The following is a 19,822-nucleotide window of genomic DNA, read 5'->3' as shown; positions in this document are numbered from 1 at the left end:
TCATCCCTGCCACTCGCCGGCCAGCTTCGCGACATCGGCGACAGCCGAGCGGATGTCCTCGGGCGATCCGCCGCGACGACCGGCCATCAGTCCCGCGACGAACGCGCTGAACGGAGCGGCCGGACGGGCGACGCCGTTGGCGACGTCCTTGGCCAGGTTCAGGATGAGCGAGATCGGCACATCCTCGGCGCTCAGCTCGAAGTGCTCGCGGAGGGCGTCGGCCCACTTGTCCAGGGCCTCGGGCGGCAGATGGTTCTCGCTCATGGATGCTCCTTCGTCAACTCTTCGTAATCCTCCCACGTATCCACGTCGCGGGCGCTGGCCTCGTGATCCGCCAACACGTCGACCGACAGTCCCGCCACCAGCGCGCGCACAGGCTGGTCGCGTCCGCCGTCCTGCAGAGCCGTCGCCGCGCGCGCGAGGGCGGTGGTTCGGTAGGCGCCGGTCAGCCACTGCATCCGCCCGTCCTCGTCGGCCAGGCAGACGCCGTCCGACTCCGACTCCAGAGAGCGGATGCTGTCGGCCAGCAGCTGCACGGCGGCCTCCGGCCGCGGCAGGTCGCAGGCCAGCAGCAGCGTCCAGTTCGCGGCATCCGACCCGATCGCGGCCAGCGCGGTCACAACAGCGGCGGCGGGACCGGAGAACGGCGGATCCTCCCGCACCCAGCGCACCGAGCCGGGCGCGCTGGCGGCGGGCGAGTCAAGAGCGGATGCTCCTGCAGCCGCCGCGACGGATGCGCCCGCTGCGGATGCCGACGATGCGGAACTCGCATTCGCGGGCGCCTGGGATCCGGACGCGGCACGTGCTGTTGCGGATTCATCTGGCCCGTGACCCGTCGGCGGCAGCGCCGCGTCGACAGGCGGGGCGCCGTCGTGCTGCAGCAGCACCGCATCCGATCGGGAATCCGGCTCCGGCCCCACGATGACCACGGGCGAAGCGCCCACCGCAGCCACCGCCGCAATGGCACGGTCCCGCATGCTCACGCCGTCGACCAGCAGACCGGGCTTGTCGATCCCGCCCATCCGCGACGCGCGGCCTCCGGCCAGCAGGATCGCCTGCACAGTCATGGCCGCGCGGGCTCGTCGGGCCGGTGCCAGTCGCCGGACTTGCCGCCGGTTTTCGCGACGATCCGCACGTCGGCGATCGAGGTGGCCTTGTCCAGCCCCTTGACCATGTCGATCACGGTGAGAGCTGCGATCGACACGGCCGTCAGCGCCTCCATCTCCACGCCCGTGCGGTCGGCGGTGCGCACGGTGGCCTCCAACTCGACGCCCTCGTCCGTGATCTGCAGATCGACCGAGGCGCCGTGCACGCCGATCACGTGCGCGAGCGGCAGCAGCTCGGGGGTGCGCTTAGCGCCCGCGATGCCGGCGATCCGAGCCACCGCCAGCACATCGCCCTTCGGAACCGTGTCATCGCGCAGCGCCGCCACCACGTGCGGGGCGCAGTGCACGAATCCGCGCGCCGTGGCGGAGCGCACCGTCGGCTGCTTCTCGGTGACATCGACCATGCGGGCGTGACCCGCCCCGTCCAGATGCGTGAAGTCCAGGTTCGTGAAGCTCATGGCACCAGCATGACATCGACGAGGTCGCCCACCTGGACATGGTCCACGTCGGCGGGCACGACCGCGTACGCCTCGGCTCGCCCCAGGCTCGCGGCCAGGTGCGATCCGCCCGAAGACGCCGGCTGCACCCCGGCAGGGGTGACCAGTACCGGCCGGTACTGCTGCCGCTCGGCGGGCGTACGCCACGCCTCGACCACGGGCAGTCGCACGACGAGCCGGTCCAGGTCGGCGGCGCCCTGCATGGCACGCAGCGCCGGTCGCACGAACACCTCGAACGACACCGCCACGCTCACCGGGTTGCCTGGCAGCCCGAACAGCAGCGGCCCGGAGCCGTCGGAGCCGAAGCCCTGCGGCTTGCCGGGTTGCATGGCGACCTTGTCGAACTGCATCCGCGCCACCTGCTTGACGACCTCGTACGCGCCCTCGCTGACGCCGCCGGACGTGATCACCACGTCGGCGCCGAGGGCCGTGGCATCCGCCAGCGCCGCGCGCAGGCCGTCGCCGTCATCTGTGACCGAGGTGCGCAGCACGACCTCGGCGCCGTTCTCGCGGCACAGCCCCTCCAGCAGCGTGCTGTTGGACTCGGGGATCTGCCCCCGCGAAAGCTCCTCGCCCGGCTGACGCAGTTCGTCGCCGGTGGAGATCACGGCCACCCGTGGCGCGCGCGAGACCACGACCTCCTGCACGCCGGCAGCCGCGGCGGCCGCCAGCTGCCGGCCGCCCATCTCGGTTCCGGCCGGGAGGATCTCATCGCCCGCGCGGCACTCCTCGCCCTGTGGACGGATGTGCTGTCCACGGGAACGAGGTGCGGCGAGGATCCGGATACTGCCCATGGAATCCGCCAGGCCCCCCTCGGTGTCCTCGAAGGGGACCACGGCGTCGGCATCCGAGGGCATCGCCGCACCGGTCATGATCCGCACCGCCTGGCCCGGGCCGAACGACGGGTCCGCCGAGCTGCCGGCGGGCATGTCGGCGACCACCTCCAGCGACACGGGAGAAGAGGCCGAGGCCTGAGCCACATCGTCGAAGTGCACCGCGAACCCGTCCATGGCGGAGTTGTCGAACAGCGGCAGATCCACCGCCGAGAGCACGGGTTCGCGCAGGATGCGGCCGAGCGCCGCGCCGAGCGGCATCCGCGACGCCTCCAGCGGCCGCACCGCCGCGAGGATCCGCTGCCGATGCTGTTCCACGGTGATCATGCCGCATGCCTCCTGCTGTTGTACTCGTCCATGCCGCCGCGCAGCACGACCGCGTTCACGCCCCTGCCGACCAGCGCCTGCGCCGCGCGCCGCGCGCGAGTGCCCACCTGGCACACCACCACGACGTCGCTGCCCTTCAGGTCGCCGACCATCTCGTCGAGCGAGTCCAGCAGCTCCCGCAGCGGAAGATGGTCGGCGCCTGCGATCATGCCGGTGGCCACCTCGTCGGCCTCCCGGACGTCGATGATGACCGCGCCTGCGCCGGGCTCGTCGACTTCACCCACCTCAGGAGCGGCGGGTCGGGCGGATGCCGTGGCGCGCGCCGCCCGTAGCGGCGCCTCGCGCACGGTGCCCGCCAGCGCGTCGATCATCGCGATGCGGCCCAGCAGCGGCTTTCCGATGCCCATGATCAGCTTCAGCGCCTCGGATGCCATCATCGAGCCCGCCTGGATGCACAGCGGTCCGAACACGCCCACGGCCGAGCACGCCGGCGCTTCGCTGCCCGGCGGGTACAGGTCGTGCAGGCGCACGGCATCCGCTCCCTCGGGAGGCGCCGACCAGAACACCGTGACCAGTCCCGCGAACTCCTGCACCGTGCCCCACACCAGCGGCAGCGACAGCCGCTCGCACGCGGCGGCGACGATCTCGCGGCTGTCGAAGGAGTCCGTGCCGTCGAGCACCAGGTCGACACCCGTGATGAGCTCGGCCGCGTTCTCGTGCGTGAGCCGCGTGCTCACCACCCGCACCCGGGTCTCGGACATGTCGGCGGCCACCCGCACCACGCTGTCGGTCTTGGGTCGCCCCACATCCTGCAGGCGGTGGATCACCTGACGCTGCAGGTTGGACAGCTCGATGTCGTCGTCGTCGAAGATGACGATCTCACCGATGCCGGCTGCGGCCAGCGCCAGCACGACCGGCGCGCCCAGTCCACCGGCGCCCACCACGCCGACGGTCGCGGCGGCGATGCGTCGCTGTCCTTCGGATCCGAGGCCGGTCAGACGCTGATGCCGCGCCGTGCGCAGCTGTTCCCGGGGAGTGAGCGCATCGATGGGCTCGACCAGTGGTGGCAAGGGCATACCCACAGGCTAGCCCTTCGCCTGCGTCCCGGCGTCTCCGCAGATACGTATATATAGGTGTACTTGATCCGCAGATGCGGTGATAGCCTGCCGTCATGGTCGCAAGCTACAAGATCGCGCAGGCCGCTGACCTGCTCGGCGTCAGCGATGACACGGTCCGCCGCTGGATCGATCAGGGGGTGCTTCCCGTCACCGACGCGAGCCCTGCGGAGATCCCCGGTGACGCGCTGGCCGCGCACGCCGTGACGCTGGCCAAGTCGGCAGGGGATCCCACCGGCGTGCGCTCCAGCGCCCGCAACCGCTTCACCGGACTGGTCACCGGGGTCGTGATGGACGCCGTCGCCGCGCAGGTGGAGATCCAGGCCGGCCCGCACCGCTTCGTCTCACTCATGACCGCGGAGGCCGTGCGCGATCTGGGCCTGGAGGTCGGGTCGCTGGCCGTCGCCGTCGTGAAGGCCACCACCGTCATCGTCGAGACCCCGCGCTGATCGCGACAGCACCGCACAGCAGAACCCAGCACCAGGAGGAACCACCATGCGCCGCATCCCGATCATCGCCTCAGCCGCCACGGCTCTCGTCCTGCTGCTGGCCGGCTGCTCGGCCGGCCCCAGTGGATCCGCCGACGGGTCCTCCGCGCCCAAGGACGAGCCGAGCTCGTCGTCGGCCGAGCAGGTGCTCACCGGCGATCTGACGGTGTCCGCCGCCGCGTCGCTGAAGGGCGCGTTCGACGAGTCGGTCACGAAGTTCGAGCAGCTGTATCCCGGGGTGCACGTCGTGGTGACGTACGACGGCTCCAGCACCCTGGCCACGCAGATCAACGGCGGCGCGAAGGTGGACGTGTTCGCCTCGGCCGACGAGGCCGACATGGCCAAGGTCACCGATCCCGGCCTGGCAGCCGACCCGACGATCTTCGCCCGTAACACGCTGGTGGTCGTCACGCCGAAGGACAACCCGGCCGGCATCACCACGCTGGCCGATCTCGCCAAGTCCAGCGCCAAGGTCGTGCTGTGCGAACCGGAGGTGCCGTGCGGAGCGGCATCCCAGAAGCTGCTGACCGCGCAGGACGTGAAAGTCACCCCGGTCAGCCAAGAGCAGAACGTGACGGCCGTGCTCACCAAGGTGCGCACCGGCGAGGCCGACGCCGGCCTGGTGTACAAGACCGATGCGGCCACCGCCAGCGGCGAAGTCACCTCGTTCACGCCCGACGGCGCCGACCAGGTCGTCAACTCCTACCCGATCGTCGCGCTGAAGGATGCTCCCAACGCCACCGCGGCCAAGGCGTTCGTGGCCTTCATCACCGGCGCCGACGGGCAGAAGATCCTCGCGTCGTTCGGGTTCGACAAGCCGTGACCCGTCCCGGCCGCCGCGGCTACGCACCGCGAGTGCTGGCGATCCCCGCAGTGCTGGGGATCGCCTTCCTCGTGCTGCCGCTGGCGGCCCTGGTCGGCCGCGTGCAGTGGGCAACCCTGTGGCAGGACGTCACCTCGGCCGAGGCACTGAACGCCCTGCGTCTCTCACTGGTCACCGGGCTGATCGCCACCGCGATCTGCCTGCTCATCGGCATCCCGCTGGCACTGAGCATCGCCCGCGCGACGCCCCGCACGGCATCCGTCCTGCGGGCCGTCGTCACGGTTCCGCTGGTGCTGCCGCCGATGGTCGGCGGCCTGTCGCTGCTGTTCCTGTTCGGCCGCACCGGGTGGCTGGGCTGGACGGGCTGGCAGGTGCCGTTCACGACTCCGGCCGTCGTGCTCGCTCAGGTGTTCGTCGCCCTCCCGTTTCTCGTGCTGGCGCTTGAGGGTGCCGTCCGCACGTCGGGGCTGGAGTACGAGCGCGCGGCGGCCGGTCTGGGGGCCGGACGCTGGACCATCCTGTGGCGGGTCACGCTGCCCCTGGCCGGTCCCGGTCTGCTCTCCGGCACCGTGCTGTGCTTCGCGCGCGCCGCGGGGGAGTTCGGCGCGACGGCGCTGTTCGCAGGCAACGCGCCCGGTGTGACGCAGACCATGCCGCTGGCGATCTACACGGCGTTCAACGGCGCGGGCGTCAGCCAGGGCAGCGCCATCGCGCTGTCTCTGATGCTGCTGGTCACCTCGGTGCTCGTGCTGCTGCTGGTGCGCGGCTGGCGGCCCGGCCAGGGTGCAGCGGTCGCGGAGGAGCTGCGATGACCGGGGTCGGGCTGGATGCCGCGGTGCAGGTGCAGCGCGCGCCGTTCACCCTGGACGCCCGGTTGCAGGCCGCTCCGGGAGAGATCGTGGCGGTGATGGGGCCCTCCGGTGCGGGCAAGTCGACGCTGCTGGGGGCGGTCGCCGGGTTCGTGCCCCTGACCGCCGGCTCGGTGGCGCTGGACGGAAGAGTGGTGCAGGATGCCGCCGGCGAGGACGTGCCGCCTCGGGAGCGCGGCGTGATCCTGCTCGGCCAGCAGGCGCGTCTGTTCCCGCACCTGAGCGCCCGCGAGAACGTCGCGTTCGGCCTGCGCGCTCGCCGCGTGTCACGGCGGGCGGCCCGGGCGTCGGCGGATGCCTGGCTCGAGCGCGTCGGGCTGCCGGACCTCGGTGATCGCCGGCCCGCCCGGCTCTCCGGCGGGCAGCAGCAGCGGGTCGCGCTGGCCAGGGCCCTCGCCACCTCTCCGCGCGTGCTGCTGCTGGACGAGCCGCTGACCTCCCTGGATCCTGCCACGGCCGACGGCATCCGCTCGCTGCTGCGCGAAGAGCTGGCCGAGACCGGCACGACGGCGGTGCTGGCGACGCACGATGCCACCGACGCGGTCGCACTGGCCGACCGGCTGGTCGTGCTGGAGGCCGGGCGGATCACCGCAGACGGCGCGCCGGACGACGTGCTCGCGCGGTCCGCGACGCCGTTCATCGCCGCTGTCGCGGGCACGCGTGCGGGATGGCAGGCGGTCGTCGAGAGCGTCGAGACGGATGCCGCGGGCATCCTCGCCCGCGTCCGCACGTCCGACGGCGCACTCCTGGAGCTGCCGTTCCCGGCAGACGCGCCGCTCGTGCCCGGCTCGATCATCAGCATCCGTCCGCCCTCCGCCTGACCGGCCCTCGCCCTGTCACTCGCCCGGGCACGGATGTCGGTCGAGAGTACGGATGTCGGCGCGGATGCCGGATCTGAGCCGACATCCGTGAACCGGGCCGACATCCGTACCGGCCCTCGCGGCTCTGCAGGGGAGTACGGTGGCAGCCAGACCGTGACAGAGGCGAAGACGCACACTCCGGGAGGACGCGATGGGCAGGATCACCACCCGCAAGAAGGTCGTTCACATCACCGTGCCGAGAGCGGATGCCGAAGGCGCAGCCGTGCGTCGGATGGACAACCTCGCTGTCGAGGAGCCGCTGGAGATCCGCGTCTCCGGCGCCCCCCTCACCGTCACGATGCGCACCCCTGGGCACGATGTCGAGCTGGCGGCCGGGTTCCTGGTCTCGGAGGGCGTGATCACTCACCACGACCAGTTCGCCTCGGCCATCCACTGCGGCGGACCGGGCACCGGCGGCGCAGCGGCCAACCCCGGCGTCTATGCGCTGGGCGCCTCCGCCGCGGACGGCGGGAACACCTACAACGTGCTCGACATCACGCTCGCCCCCGGCACTCCGCTGCCCGACCCGGCGCGGGCCCGCCATTCGTACACCACCAGCGCCTGCGGGGTGTGCGGTTCGGCCTCCATCGAGCAGGTCGCGACGACCTCCGCGTTCGACGTGTCGGGGGATGAGCTGGAGGTGGATGCCGCGATCCTCGCCGCGCTGCCCGACGAGCTGCGCTCGCGACAGGAGGCGTTCGAGAAGACCGGCGGCCTGCACGCGGCCGGCCTGTACGACGCGGCCACGGGCGAGCTGCTGGTGGTGCGCGAGGACGTCGGGCGCCACAACGCGGTCGACAAGGTCGTGGGCTGGGCGGTGCTGAACGGCAGGCTGCCACTGAGCGGCACCGTGCTGCAGGTGTCCGGACGGGCGAGCTTCGAGCTCGTGCAGAAGGCCGTGATGGCCGGCATCCCGATGCTGTCGGCCGTCTCGGCCCCATCGTCGCTGGCCGTGGAGATGGCCGAGAGCATGGGACTGACCCTGGTGGGCTTCTTGCGCGGCGGGAGCATGAATGTGTACACCAGGCCCGATCGTGTGCGGGACGGCGTGCTCGTCCCGGTGTGACCGGTCTCTGCAGACTCCGGGAAACCGCGTTCCCTCGCAGGCGCGGCGCGCCCTGTCAACCCTTGCGAGGATCGTATATCACTGGTAGTCATGTGATAACAGGCGAAGGAGCGTGTGACGATGGCTGCGAAGGCCCCGATCGAGGACATCAGCGAAGACGCGAGGAACATGGAGGTCTCGCCTCCGAAGGACTGGGCCGCAGGTGTTCCCGGCGTGCTTCACTCCATGATTCCCGGGATCAAGGAGATGGGCGCGGGCCGCGCTCTGACCCTTCTGACCGACATGAATCAGAAGGACGGCTTCGACTGCATGAGCTGCGCGTGGGCCGATCCGGACCACCGCAAGACGTTCGAGTTCTGCGAGAACGGCGCCAAGGCCGTCACGTGGGAGGCGACGCCCGTCACCATCCCCACCTCGTTCTGGGCGCAGAACTCCATCAGCAGCCTGTTCAGCAAGTCGGAGTACTGGCTGGGCATGCAGGGGCGGCTCATCGAGCCGGTCTACAAGCCCAAGGGCAAGGACCACTACGAGCCCATCTCGTGGGATGACGCGTTCACCCTCATCGCCGACCGGCTGAAGGCCATGGACTCGCCCGACGAGGCCACGTTCTACACCAGTGGCCGCACGGCCAACGAGACCGCATTCATCTACCAGCTGATGGCGCGCAACCTCGGCACCAACAACCTGCCGGACTGCTCCAACATGTGTCACGAGTCCACCGGCAAGGCCATGGGCGAGGTCATCGGCATCGGCAAGAACACCATCGCGTACCAGGACTTCGGCAAGGCCGACCTCATCATCGTGATGGGGCAGAACCCCGGCACCAACCACCCGCGCATGCTGACCGCGCTCGAGGAGTGCAAGGACAACGGCGGCAAGATCGTCGCCATCAACACGCTGCACGAGGCGGGTCTGAGCCGCTACAAGAACCCGCAGCGCGTGCGCGGCATCATCGGGCACGGCACGGGTCTTGCCGACCAGTACATGCTGATCCGCGCCGGCGGCGACGGCTGGCTGATGAAGGCCATCTCGAAGAAGGTGCTCGAGGCCGAGGACGCCGCCCCCGGCACCGTGCTGGATCACAAGTTCATCGAGGAGCACTGCCAGGGCCTGGAGGAGTTCCGCGAGCACCTCAAGGACCTCGACAACGACATGGTGCTCAAGGCCACCGGCCTGACGCAGGCGGAGATCGACGAGCTCGCCGACCGCTACCTGCACTCCGAGCGCGTGGTCATCACCTGGGCCATGGGCCTGACCCAGCACCACGACGCCGTCAGCATCATCAAGGAGGTCATCAACCTCCTGCTGCTGCGCGGCAACATGGGCAAGCCGGGCGCCGGCGCCTCGCCGATCCGCGGACACAGCAACGTGCAGGGCGACCGCACCATGGGCATCTGGGAGCAGATGCCGGAGAAGTTCCTCGCCGGCCTGGACAACGAGTTCGGCATCACCGTGCCGCGCCATCATGGCTATGACGTCGTGAAGTCGGTGGAGGCCATGCAGGCGGGCAAGACCAAGGTGTGGGTCGCCATGGGCGGCAACATGGTCTCCGCGGTGTCCGACACGCACGCTGCCGAGGAGGGCTTCAGCAAGGTGGGCCTGAACGTGCAGGTGTCCACCAAGCTCAACCGCAACCACCTCACGGTGGGGGACGAGGCGCTCATCCTGCCCGTGCTGGGACGCACGGAGATCGACATGCAGGCCACCGGCGAGCAGTCGCTCTCGGTGGAGGACTCGGTGTGCGCCATCCATGCCACCAAGGGCAAGGTCAAGCCGATCTCCAGCCTGCTGAAGTCCGAGGTCGCCGTGGTCGTCGGCATCGCCCGCGCGCTGTGGGGCGACGACGGTCCCATCGACTGGGCCGGGTTCGAGAAGAACTACGACACCATCCGCGACCACATCGAGGCCGTCATCCCCGGTTTCACCGACTTCAACAAGCGTCTGCGTGAGGACCACGGCTTCGTGCTGCCGCACGGTCCGCGCGACTCGCGCACCTTCCCGACCAAGACCGGCAAGGCCATGATCACGGTGAACGACCTGGAGTACATCGAGCGACCCAAGGGTCGGCTGCTGCTGCAGTCGATGCGCGCGCATGACCAGTTCAACACGACGATCTACAGCCTGGATGACCGCTACCGCGGCATCAAGAAGAGCCGCCGGGTGATCTTCGTGAACCCGGACGACCTGAAGGAGCTCGGCATCGCCGACGGCGCCATCGTGGACGTGCACAGCGAGTACTCCGACGGGGTGGACCGCGTGGTGCGCGCCTTCAAGGCCGTGTCGTACCCGACGTCCCGCGGCTGCGCGGCGACGTACTTCCCCGAGGGCAACCCGCTGGTCCCGCTGGGACTCACGGCGATGGGCAGCAACACGCCTGCGTCGAAGTCCGTCGTGATCCGCCTGGAGCCGGCGTCCGTGCCGGCGGGAAGGTGAGGGCCGAGCACTAGATCCCCGGACGCCGCCCGACGAGCCCCGCGGGGCAGGAGTGCGTCCACAAGTCAGTCTGTGAGAGAGGTGTACGAAGATGTCATCAACCGCGACGACCAGAGGGACGGGGAAGAGCCCCACCGCCGGCCGATGGTGGATCGTGGTCGCAGCGCTGCTGCTGCAGTTCGCGATCGGAGCCGTCTACGCGTGGAGCGTGTTCGGCAAGGCCCTGGCCGACCCGAACGCCATGGCACTGACCACGACCGAGGCGTCGCTGACGTTCACGGTGACCATCGGCATGATCTTCATCGGCAGCTACATCGGCGGCAAGGTGCAGGACCGCACCGGACCACGCCCCGTGGCGCTGACCGGCGGCATCATCTATGGACTGGGCTGCATCATCGCCTCGTTCGCGGTGTCGCACGACAGCAGCCAGCTGTGGCTGCTCGTCCTGGGTTACGGCGTGATCAGCGGCTTCGGCCTCGGCTACGCGTACATCGTGCCGATCGCCATGCTGCAGAAGTGGTTCCCCGACAAGCGCGGCCTGATCACCGGGCTGGCCGTGGCGGGCTTCGGCTTCGGCGCTGTGGTGACCGCTCCGGTCGCGCAGTGGCTGATCGCGATGACTCCCACCGAGCCCAACCGGGCTTTCCTGCCGCTGGGCATCGGCTACCTCGTGCTGGCCGTGGTCGGGGCGTCGTTCTTCCGCAACCCGCCGGAGGGCTACGCCGTTCCGGGCTGGAAGCCGGCCGCGTCTGGTCGCACCCAGGACGCATACAAGCAGTTCACCGAGAAGGAGGCGCTGCGAACCCCGCAGTGGTACCTGCTGACGGCCATCCTCACACTGAACGTCACGGTCGGCATCGCCCTGATCGCGCAGGCCGCGGCCAGCGCGAAGGACATCGCCGGGTACACCGTGGCCGGTGCGGCCACGGTGGTCGGCGTGCTGGCGCTGTTCAACGGCGGCGGCCGCATCTTCTGGGCGTGGGTATCGGGATTCACGGGCCGCATGTGGGCGTTCGCGCTCATGCTCGGCCTGCAGGGCGTCTGCCTGCTCGTGATCCCCTACGCCAGCAACGCGGCGCTGTTCTTCATCCTCGCGGCGGTCATCTACCTCTGCTACGGCGGCGGCTTCGGCACCATGCCGGCGACCGCGGGTGACTTCTTCGGCGTCAAGCACGCCGGCGCCATCTACGGCCTGATGATCATCGGCTGGAGCCTCGGCGGCATCATCGGACCTCCGATCATCGCCGCGCTGATCGGCGACGGCGAGGTCAAGAACTACACGCTGGGCTACACGGTCATCGGCATCATCGCCCTGGTGTCGCTGGTCTTCCCGCTGATCACCAAGATGCCCAAGCCGAAGGCATCCGCCAATCCGACGACGAACGTCGGACCCGCCACGGCGGCAGGCGCTGTCGCAGGCGAATAGCGCGAATCAGGCAAGCAGCGCCCGGGCCGGTCGTCCTGAACGACCGGCCCGGTGCGTACCCGGCCCTTGCGGGCCGCACGACGACTACGGTGGTGGACATGGCAGTGCAGCTGGGACCCAGACTCCGCGACACGCGAGGGCGGATGCTTCGAGACATGCGCATCTCGGTCACGGACCGGTGCAACTTCCGGTGCGTGTACTGCATGCCGAAGGAGATCTTCGGCCGGGACTACGACTTCATGCCGCAGCAGCTGCTGCTGAGCTTCGAGGAGATCGTGCGGGTCGCGAAGGCGGGCGTCGCGCACGGCGTGCACAAGCTGCGCCTGACCGGCGGCGAGCCGCTGCTGCGCCGCGACATCGAGACGCTCATCGCCATGCTGGCCGAGCTGCGCACCCCCGAGGGGGAGAAGCTCGACATCGCGCTGACCACCAACGGGTCGGCTCTCGCGCACAAGGCGCAGGCGCTGCGGGATGCCGGGCTGAACCGCGTCACGGTGTCGGTCGACTCCCTCGACGACGCGACATTCCGAGCCATGAACGACATCGACTTCCCCCTGCAGCGCGTGCTGGACGGCATCCGGGTGGCGACAGAGGTCGGCTTCGACGCCATCAAGATCAACACGGTCGTCAAGCGCGGTGTCAACGAGGACGACGTGCTGCCCATCGCCGAGCACTTCCGCGGCACCGGCGCCACGGTGCGGTTCATCGAGTTCATGGACGTCGGCACCACCAACGGCTGGAACCTGGATCAGGTCGTGCCGTCGGCCGAGATCATCGAGCGCATCGGCGCCGTGCACCCGCTGGAGGCGCTGCGTCCCGCGTACCGCGGCGAGACCGCGACCCGGTGGCGCTACCTCGACGGCTCGGGCGAGATCGGCGCCATCTCCAGCGTCACGGCGCCGTTCTGCGGCAACTGCACGCGGGCGCGCATCTCCGCCGACGGCAAGCTGTTCACCTGCCTGTTCGCCTCCCGCGGGCACGACCTGCGCGCGCTGCTGCGCGGCGGATGCACGGATGCCGAGCTCGAGGCGGCCATCGCCGGCATCTGGGAGACGCGCGATGACCGCTACTCCGAGCTGCGCTCGTCGAACACGCCCACCGAGCGCATCGAGATGTCGTACATCGGCGGCTGATCAGAGCATCCGCACCGGAGCTCGAGCGATGTCCCGTCAGTAGGCTGGGTGTGTGGCACGCAGCATCTACATCACCTCCGCTGAGGGGCACACCGGCAAGTCCACCATCGCTCTGGGGGTGCTGGATGCGCTGATGCGGGTCTCGCCGCGCGTGGGGGTGTTCCGCCCCATCGCGCGCTCCACGCAGGAGCGCGACTACGTGCTGGAGCTGCTGCTTGCCCACGACGGCGTGCACCTCGACTACGAGGACTGCATCGGCGTGAGCTACGACGACGTGCGCGCGGATCCGGAGCACGCGCTGGGCGAGATCGTCGCCAGGTTCAAGGCCGTCGAGGCCCAGTGCGATGCCGTCGTCGTGGTGGGCAGCGACTACACCGACGTCGCGAGCCCCGCCGAGCTGGGCTTCAACGCCCGGATCGCCGCGAACCTCGGTGTTCCGGTGCTGCTGGTCATCTCCGGCCGCGATCAGCAGGACCACGCCGAGCAGCTCGGCACGACCACCGCGCGCTCGCCGCAGCAGGTCCAGCAGCTGGCGGCGCTCGCGCTCGGCGAGCTCGCCGCCGAGCGCGCGGAGCTGTTCGCCATCATCGTCAACAGGGCCGAGCCCGATCAACTGCGCGAGATCGTCGACGGACTGGACGCGGATCGCACGTCGGTGTGGGCGATCCCCGAGGAGCGGGCGCTGGTGGCGCCGTCGATGCGCGGCATCCTGCGCGCCTTGGACGGCAGGCTGGTGCGCGGTGGCGAGGAGCTGCTGGACCGCGAGGCGTACAGCGTGGTGATCGCCGGGATGTCCATGGTCAACGTGCTGCCGCGCCTGATCGAGGGCTCGGTGGTGGTGATCGCCGCCGACCGCACCGAGACGCTGCTGGCCACACTGCTGGCGACCTCATCCGGCACGTTCCCGGATGTGGCGGGCATCGTGCTGAACGGACCGTTCGCGCTGCCTGACACCATCCTGCAGCTGATCGACGGACTCGACCTGGCCATCCCGATCATCGCCACGGATCTGGGCACCTACGACACCGCCGCGCGCATCATGCGCACCCGCGGCAGGGTGAGCGTGGAGTCGGGGCAGCGGTACCAGACGGCGCTCGCGCTGTTCCAGAAGCACGTCGACATCGCCGAGCTCACCATCGAGATGGGTCTGGCGACGTCGTCGGTGGTGACCCCGCTGATGTTCGAGTACGGCCTCATCGAGCGCGCCCGCAGCATCCGCCGCCGCATCGTGCTCCCCGAGGGCGACGACGACCGCATCCTGCGCGCGGCCGGCATCTTGCTGGCCCGCGGCGTGGCCGACCTGGTCATCCTCGGCGACGAGGGCGAGGTGCGCGCCCGGGCCGCCGCGCTGGGAGTGGACATCTCCGCGGCGCAGGTGATCAGCCCCACCGATCCGGAACTGGTGGCGCGGTTCGCCGCCGAGTACGCGCGCATCCGCGCGCACAAGGGCATCACCCTGCAGCAGGCCGCCGACACCGTCACGGACGTGTCGTACTTCGGCACGATGATGGTGCATCTGGGCCTGGCCGACGGGATGGTCTCCGGTGCCGCGCACACCACCGCGCACACCATCCGGCCCTCGTTCGAGATCATCAAGACCCGCCCCGGCGTGGATGTCGTGTCCAGCGTGTTCCTGATGGCGCTCGCCGATCGGGTGCTGGTGTACGGCGACTGCGCCGTGATCCCCGACCCCACCAGCGCCCAGCTGGCCGACATCGCCATCTCGTCGGCCGCGACGGCCGCGCAGTTCGGCGTGGAGCCCCGCGTCGCGATGCTGTCCTACTCCACGGGGGAGTCCGGGTCCGGCGCCGATGTCGAGAAGGTGCGCGCGGCGACGGCCCTGGTGCGCGAGCGCATGCCCGCGCTGCTCGTGGAGGGGCCGATCCAGTACGACGCGGCGGCCGACGCCGCCGTCGCGGCCGCCAAGCTCCCCGGGTCTCAGGTCGCGGGGCGAGCGACCGTGTTCATCTTCCCCGACCTGAACACCGGCAACAACACCTACAAGGCCGTGCAGCGGTCGGCCGGGGCCGTGGCGATCGGGCCGGTGCTGCAGGGGCTGAACAAGCCCATCAACGACCTCAGCCGCGGTGCGCTCGTCGACGACATCGTCAACACCGTCGCCATCACGGCGATCCAGGCGCAGGGGGATGCCGCATGAGCGTCGTGCTCGTCATCAACAGTGGGTCGTCGTCGCTGAAGTACAGCCTGATCGATCCCGAGCGCGGATTCGAGTTGGCGAACGGGCTCATCGAGCGCATCGGGCAGGGCGCCGGGATCATCGGCCACACGGTGCGCACCGTGGCCGAGCCCGGCGCGCCGACGCCGGCGGTGCTCGATGTGAAGCACTCCGCCGAGCGCCCGATCCGCGATCACGACGACGCCTTCGCCGAGATGCTCGCGCAGTTCGCCGCGCACGGACCGGATCTCGCCGAGCATCCTCCGGTGGTGGTCGGGCACCGCGTGGTGCACGGCGGGGCGCGGTTCTTCGAGCCCACGGTGATCACGGATGCCGTGGAGGAGGACATCGAGGATCTCATCGTGCTCGCCCCGCTGCACAACCCGGCCAATCTCGCCGGCATCCGCGCGGCACGAGCCGTGTTCCGCGATGTGCCGCACGTGGCGGTCTTCGACACGGCCTTCCACCAGACGCTGGAGCCGGCCGCGTACACGTACGCGATCGACGCGGCGGTGGCGCGGGAGCACCGCATCCGCCGCTACGGCTTCCACGGCACGAGCCACAAGTACGTCGCCGGTGCGGCAGCAGCCTTCCTGGGCCGCGACATCGGCGAGCTGCGGCAGATCGTGTTCCACCTCGGCAACGGCGCATCCGTGACGGCCGTGCGCGGCGGCAGATCCGTGGAGACGTCGATGGGCTTCACACCGCTGGAGGGGCTGGTGATGGGCACCCGCACGGGTGACATCGACCCGGCCGTCCTCATCCACCTCGTGCGACGGGCGGGCCTCGACGCCGACGGGCTGGACACCCTGCTCAACAAGCGCAGCGGACTGCTGGGCCTGGCGGGGCGCAGCGACATGCGCGACATCCTCGCGGGCCGGCTCGAGGGGGATGCGGCGGCGTCGCTGGCATACGACGTGTACATCCACCGGCTGCGCGCGTACGCCGGCGCGTACATCGCGCAACTGAGCGGAGTGGACGTGATCTCGTTCACCGCGGGCGTCGGAGAGAACGCCGCCGACGTGCGGGCCGATGCGCTCGCGACGCTGGAATTCATGGGCGTGCGCGTGGATGCGGGGCGCAATGCGTCGCGCGAACGCGGCATCCGCCGGATCTCCGCGGACGACTCGGCGGTGCAGGTGCTGGTCGTCCCCACGGATGAGGAGCTCGAGATCGCCCGCCAATCGGTCAGCGCGATCTGACCCGCTCGCACGATCGTCGGCAGCCCGTCCCGTGCCGTCGCCCCGCAGTCGTCGATTCGTGATGAGACCGACCCTGGATACGCCCCGTCGCATCAGTAGGCTGGATGCAGTGATCCCCATCCCTGGAGGTGTCGTGCCCGAGGCGCTCCCCGATCTTCAGCGCGCCGTCGGCGTGCTGTTCGATCTCGACGGCGTGCTCACGCCCACCGCCGAGGTGCACATGCGCGCCTGGAAGGCCGTCTTCGACGCGGAACTCGCTCGCTGGGGCGTCACCGAGCCGTACACGGATGCGGACTACTTCGCCTACGTCGACGGCAAGAAGCGCTACGACGGCGTCGCCAGCCTGCTGCGCAGCCGCAACATCGAGATCCCCTGGGGAGAGGTGACCGATCCGCCCGAGGCCGACACGATCTGCGGCGTCGGCAACCGCAAGAACGCGGCCTTCGCCGCCGCGTTGCGCAGCGAGGGCATCGCCCCGTACCCGGGGTCCCTGGCCGTGCTCGAGGCTCTTCGGGATGCCGAGGTGCCGATGGGCGTGGTCTCCAGCTCCAAGAACGCCGAAGAGGTGCTGGCCTCCGCCGGCATCCGCGACTTCTTCCGCATCGTCGTCGACGGCGTCGTCGCCGAGCGCGAGCACCTGGCCTCCAAGCCCGCACCGGACATGTTCCTGGCGGGGGCTCGGATGCTGGGCGTCGACCCGGCTGCGGCCGTCGCCGTGGAGGATGCCGTCGCTGGCGTCGGCTCTGCGGCATCCGCCGGCTACGCCACCGTCGTCGGCGTCGACCGCGGCGCCGGCCCCGCTGCCCTCCGCGAGGCCGGTGCGACGTGCATCGTCGACGACCTCGCCCGTCTGCTGCCCTGAACCCCTCTTCCGGAGAACGCATGATCGATCGCGAACGCTATCCCGTCGACCCCTGGCGCCTCATCGAGACCAGTTACGACGAGCAGGGGGTCTCGGAGACCTTCTTCTCGGTCGGGAACGGCTATCTCGGTCTGCGGGGCAACCACATCGAGGGCCGCGGCGCACACGAGCACGGCACCTTCATCAACGGGCTGCACGAGACCTGGCCCATCCGACATGCCGAGCAGGCGTACGGGTTCGCCGAGGTGGGGCAGACCATCATCAACGCGCCGGACGCCAAGGTCATGCGGGTGTACATCGACGACGAGCCGTTGACCTTCGACGAGACCGAGATCCACGAGTACGAGCGCGCCCTGGATCTGCGCACCGGCGTGCTCTCGCGCACTGTGGTGTGGGTCACGCCATCGGGCAAGCGGGTCCGCATGCACGACGAGCGCATCGTCAGTTTCGATGAGCGGCACCTGGCCGTGCTGCGGCTCGAGGTCGTCGTCGAGAACGCCGACGCGCCCGTGACCATCAGCTGCCAGCTGCTGAACCGGCAGGACGGCGCGGGCATCTACGCCGGCGACCCGATGGCCGCGAAGTCCGAGAGCAAGGCCGGATTCGATCCTCGACGCGCCGAGAAGATCTCACAGCGCGTGCTGCAGCCGGTGGAGTACTGGCAGGACGGGCTGCGGTCGGCGCTGTCCTACCGGGTGACGGAATCCGGGATGACGGTGGCCGTCGTGGCCGACCACATCGTCGAGACCGAGAACGAGTACAGCGCGCGCACGCTCATCGAGCCGGACATCGCCAAGAACGTCTTCCGCGTGCAGGCCAAGGCCGGCGTTCCGATCCGGATCAGCAAGATCGTCAGCTACCACAGCTCCCGGGGCGTGCCGCCGCGCGAGCTGGTGGATCGCTGCCGTCGGTCGCTGGACCGTGTGGGCGTGGAGGGCGTGGATGCGCTGTTCCGTGCGCAGGCTGCGTGGCTGGCCGACTTCTGGGAGCGGTCCGATGTGCGCATCGCGGGGCACGACGACCTGCAGCAGGCCACCCGGTGGTGCATGTTCCAGCTGGCGCAGGCCGCGTCGCGCGCCGACGGCGCCGGAGTGGCGGCGAAGGGCCTGACCGGTTCGGGCTACAGCGGCCACTACTTCTGGGACACCGAGATCTACGTGCTCCCGTTCCTGACGTACACGTCGCCGCGCTGGGCGAAGAACGCGCTGCGCGCGCGGGTGCTGATGCTGCCCGCCGCGCGACGCCGCGCCGCCCAGCTCAACGAGGCGGGGGCGCTGTTCCCGTGGCGCACCATCAACGGCGAGGAGGCATCGGCGTACTACGCCGCCGGTACCGCGCAGTACCACATCAACGCCGACGTCAGCTATGCGCTCGGCAAGTACGTGCGGGCGACCGGCGACGAGGACTTCCTGCGGCGCGAGGGCGCCGACATCGCCGTGGAGACCGCGCGACTGTGGTCGACGCTGGGCTTCTGGCGCGGCACCAACGGCAGCTCCACATTCCACATCCACGGGGTGACGGGGCCGGACGAGTACACCACGGTCGTCAACGACAACCTGTTCACCAACGTGATGGCCCGTTACAACCTGCGCTTCGCGGCGCGCATCGTGGGGGAGATGGCCGAGCAGGATCCGGCTGCGTACGCCGCGCTGGTGGAGCGCACCGGGCTGGATGCCGGAGAACGGGATGCCTGGGAGCGGGCGGCCGAGGCCATCCATATCCCGTTCAGCGAGTCACTGGGCATCCATCCGCAGGACGCCATGTTCCTGGAGCGCGAGGTGTGGGATCTGGAGGGCACGCCCGCCGAGCAGCGCCCGCTGCTGCTGCACTACCACCCGCTCGTGATCTACCGGTTCCAGGTTCTCAAGCAGGCGGATGTCGTGCTGGCGCTGTTCCTGCAGGGCAACCACTTCACCGCCGAGCAGAAGCTCGCCGACTTCGACTACTACGATCCGCTGACCACCGGGGACTCGACGCTGTCGGCGGTGGTGCAGTCCATCATGGCGGCCGAGGTCGGGTACCAGGATCTCGCGCGGAACTACTTCGAGCAGGCGCTGTTCGTGGATCTCGGCGACCTGCACCACAACGCGGCCGACGGCGTGCACGTGGCGTCCGCCGGCGGAGTGTGGACCACGCTGGTGTCCGGGTTCGGCGGCATGCGCGACCACGACGGCAAGCTGTCCTTCGATCCGCGTCTGCCCGAGGACTGGCCCGAGCTGGCGTACCCGCTGCGCTGGCACGATTCGCAGCTGCAGGTGACGCTCACGGCCGATGCGATGCGCGTGGAGGTGCGCTCCGGCGAGCCGGTGGACTTCTCCGTGCGGGGCGTGAAGCACCGGGCATCCGCGGCGGAGCCCGCGCTGGTGGCGCTGGCCGACCAGGGGCCGGTGCGCCGCGGCCGCCCGACTCTGCGCCAGTTCGAGGATGCCCGCCGCGACGACGGCACGCTCATGTCGCCCACGGTTCCCGTCACCACCACGACCATCCCCGTGATCGCCGCCTACGAGGACTGAGGTCACTCCTCCGCGTGCCGTCGAGACCCCTCCTGATCGTCGAAACCCCTCAGCAGCGACGTCACTGCTGAGGGGTTTCGACGCTGGCGAGGG

The 19,822-nt window shown here is 70.0% G+C and carries 17 protein-coding genes; 12 read left to right on the top strand and 5 right to left on the bottom strand.

What is annotated here, in order from left to right; translation table 11 throughout:
- The 5 genes from Q0568_RS09420 to Q0568_RS09400 are packed head-to-tail and all read right to left on the bottom strand — an operon-like array spanning window position 1 to window position 3,839.
- Window positions 1-264, bottom strand: coding sequence for a DUF6457 domain-containing protein (locus Q0568_RS09420; protein ID WP_298865716.1), 264 nt, complete (start codon window positions 262-264; stop codon window positions 1-3).
- Window positions 261-1,067: an NTP transferase domain-containing protein gene (locus Q0568_RS09415; protein ID WP_298865715.1), complete on the bottom strand. Its 807-nt coding sequence runs from the start codon at window positions 1,065-1,067 to the stop codon at window positions 261-263. The genes Q0568_RS09420 and Q0568_RS09415 overlap by 4 nt, the downstream gene beginning before the upstream one ends.
- Complete coding sequence (gene moaC, locus Q0568_RS09410; protein ID WP_298865714.1) at window positions 1,064-1,564, bottom strand: cyclic pyranopterin monophosphate synthase MoaC; 501 nt, start codon at window positions 1,562-1,564, stop codon at window positions 1,064-1,066. Before moaC ends, Q0568_RS09415 begins: the two co-directional genes overlap by 4 nt.
- On the bottom strand, window positions 1,561-2,763 hold the full coding sequence (glp, locus tag Q0568_RS09405) for a gephyrin-like molybdotransferase Glp (protein ID WP_298865713.1): 1,203 nt from the start codon (window positions 2,761-2,763) through the stop codon (window positions 1,561-1,563). The genes moaC and glp overlap by 4 nt, the downstream gene beginning before the upstream one ends.
- Window positions 2,760-3,839 (bottom strand): ThiF family adenylyltransferase, encoded by a 1,080-nt coding sequence (locus tag Q0568_RS09400; protein WP_298865712.1) that lies wholly within the window; start codon window positions 3,837-3,839, stop codon window positions 2,760-2,762. The genes glp and Q0568_RS09400 overlap by 4 nt, the downstream gene beginning before the upstream one ends.
- Before the next feature lie 95 nt (window positions 3,840-3,934).
- Between Q0568_RS09400 and Q0568_RS09395 the strand changes: the two genes are divergently transcribed.
- The 12 genes from Q0568_RS09395 (at window position 3,935) to Q0568_RS09340 (ending at window position 19,729) form a co-directional block, all read left to right on the top strand.
- Window positions 3,935-4,327, top strand: coding sequence for a TOBE domain-containing protein (locus tag Q0568_RS09395; protein ID WP_298865711.1), 393 nt, complete (start codon window positions 3,935-3,937; stop codon window positions 4,325-4,327).
- A 46-nt stretch (window positions 4,328-4,373) separates the two neighbouring features.
- A complete protein-coding gene (gene modA, locus Q0568_RS09390) occupies window positions 4,374-5,189 on the top strand; it encodes a molybdate ABC transporter substrate-binding protein (RefSeq protein ID WP_298865709.1) in 816 nt (271 codons plus the stop codon).
- Window positions 5,186-6,001 carry a molybdate ABC transporter permease subunit gene (modB, locus tag Q0568_RS09385; protein WP_298865706.1) on the top strand — a complete coding sequence of 272 codons (816 nt, stop codon included), beginning with the start codon at window positions 5,186-5,188 and terminating at the stop codon, window positions 5,999-6,001. Before modA ends, modB begins: the two co-directional genes overlap by 4 nt.
- Window positions 5,998-6,879 carry an ATP-binding cassette domain-containing protein gene (locus Q0568_RS09380; protein ID WP_298865704.1) on the top strand — a complete coding sequence of 294 codons (882 nt, stop codon included), beginning with the start codon at window positions 5,998-6,000 and terminating at the stop codon, window positions 6,877-6,879. Before modB ends, Q0568_RS09380 begins: the two co-directional genes overlap by 4 nt.
- 190 nt (window positions 6,880-7,069) lie before the next feature.
- Window positions 7,070-7,984: a formate dehydrogenase accessory sulfurtransferase FdhD gene (fdhD, locus tag Q0568_RS09375; protein ID WP_298865702.1), complete on the top strand. Its 915-nt coding sequence runs from the start codon at window positions 7,070-7,072 to the stop codon at window positions 7,982-7,984.
- A gap of 120 nt (window positions 7,985-8,104) precedes the next feature.
- Window positions 8,105-10,417 (top strand): FdhF/YdeP family oxidoreductase, encoded by a 2,313-nt coding sequence (locus Q0568_RS09370; RefSeq protein ID WP_298865700.1) that lies wholly within the window; start codon window positions 8,105-8,107, stop codon window positions 10,415-10,417.
- Between the two features lie 91 nt (window positions 10,418-10,508).
- The gene (locus tag Q0568_RS09365) at window positions 10,509-11,843 is read left to right on the top strand and encodes an OFA family MFS transporter (RefSeq protein ID WP_298865698.1); all 1,335 of its coding nucleotides are present in this window, start codon (window positions 10,509-10,511) and stop codon (window positions 11,841-11,843) included.
- 110 nt (window positions 11,844-11,953) lie between these two features.
- Complete coding sequence (moaA, locus tag Q0568_RS09360) at window positions 11,954-12,976, top strand: GTP 3',8-cyclase MoaA (protein WP_366941392.1); 1,023 nt, start codon at window positions 11,954-11,956, stop codon at window positions 12,974-12,976.
- Window positions 12,977-13,028: 52 nt separating this feature from the next.
- Window positions 13,029-15,134 carry a phosphate acetyltransferase gene (pta, locus tag Q0568_RS09355; RefSeq protein ID WP_298865695.1) on the top strand — a complete coding sequence of 702 codons (2,106 nt, stop codon included), beginning with the start codon at window positions 13,029-13,031 and terminating at the stop codon, window positions 15,132-15,134.
- Entirely contained in the window at window positions 15,131-16,354 is a 1,224-nt protein-coding gene (locus Q0568_RS09350) for an acetate kinase (protein ID WP_298865693.1), read from the top strand. The genes pta and Q0568_RS09350 overlap by 4 nt, the downstream gene beginning before the upstream one ends.
- Window positions 16,355-16,472: 118 nt before the next feature.
- Entirely contained in the window at window positions 16,473-17,216 is a 744-nt protein-coding gene (locus tag Q0568_RS09345; RefSeq protein WP_298866029.1) for an HAD family phosphatase, read from the top strand.
- 20 nt (window positions 17,217-17,236) lie between these two features.
- Complete coding sequence (locus Q0568_RS09340) at window positions 17,237-19,729, top strand: glycosyl hydrolase family 65 protein (RefSeq protein WP_298865691.1); 2,493 nt, start codon at window positions 17,237-17,239, stop codon at window positions 19,727-19,729.
- The last annotated feature ends 93 nt before the right edge of the window (window positions 19,730-19,822 follow it).

This window comes from uncultured Microbacterium sp., from assembly GCF_937927635.1.
Classification (GTDB): Bacteria; Actinomycetota; Actinomycetes; order Actinomycetales; family Microbacteriaceae; genus Microbacterium.
This window is presented reverse-complemented; position numbering and strand designations above follow the sequence as displayed.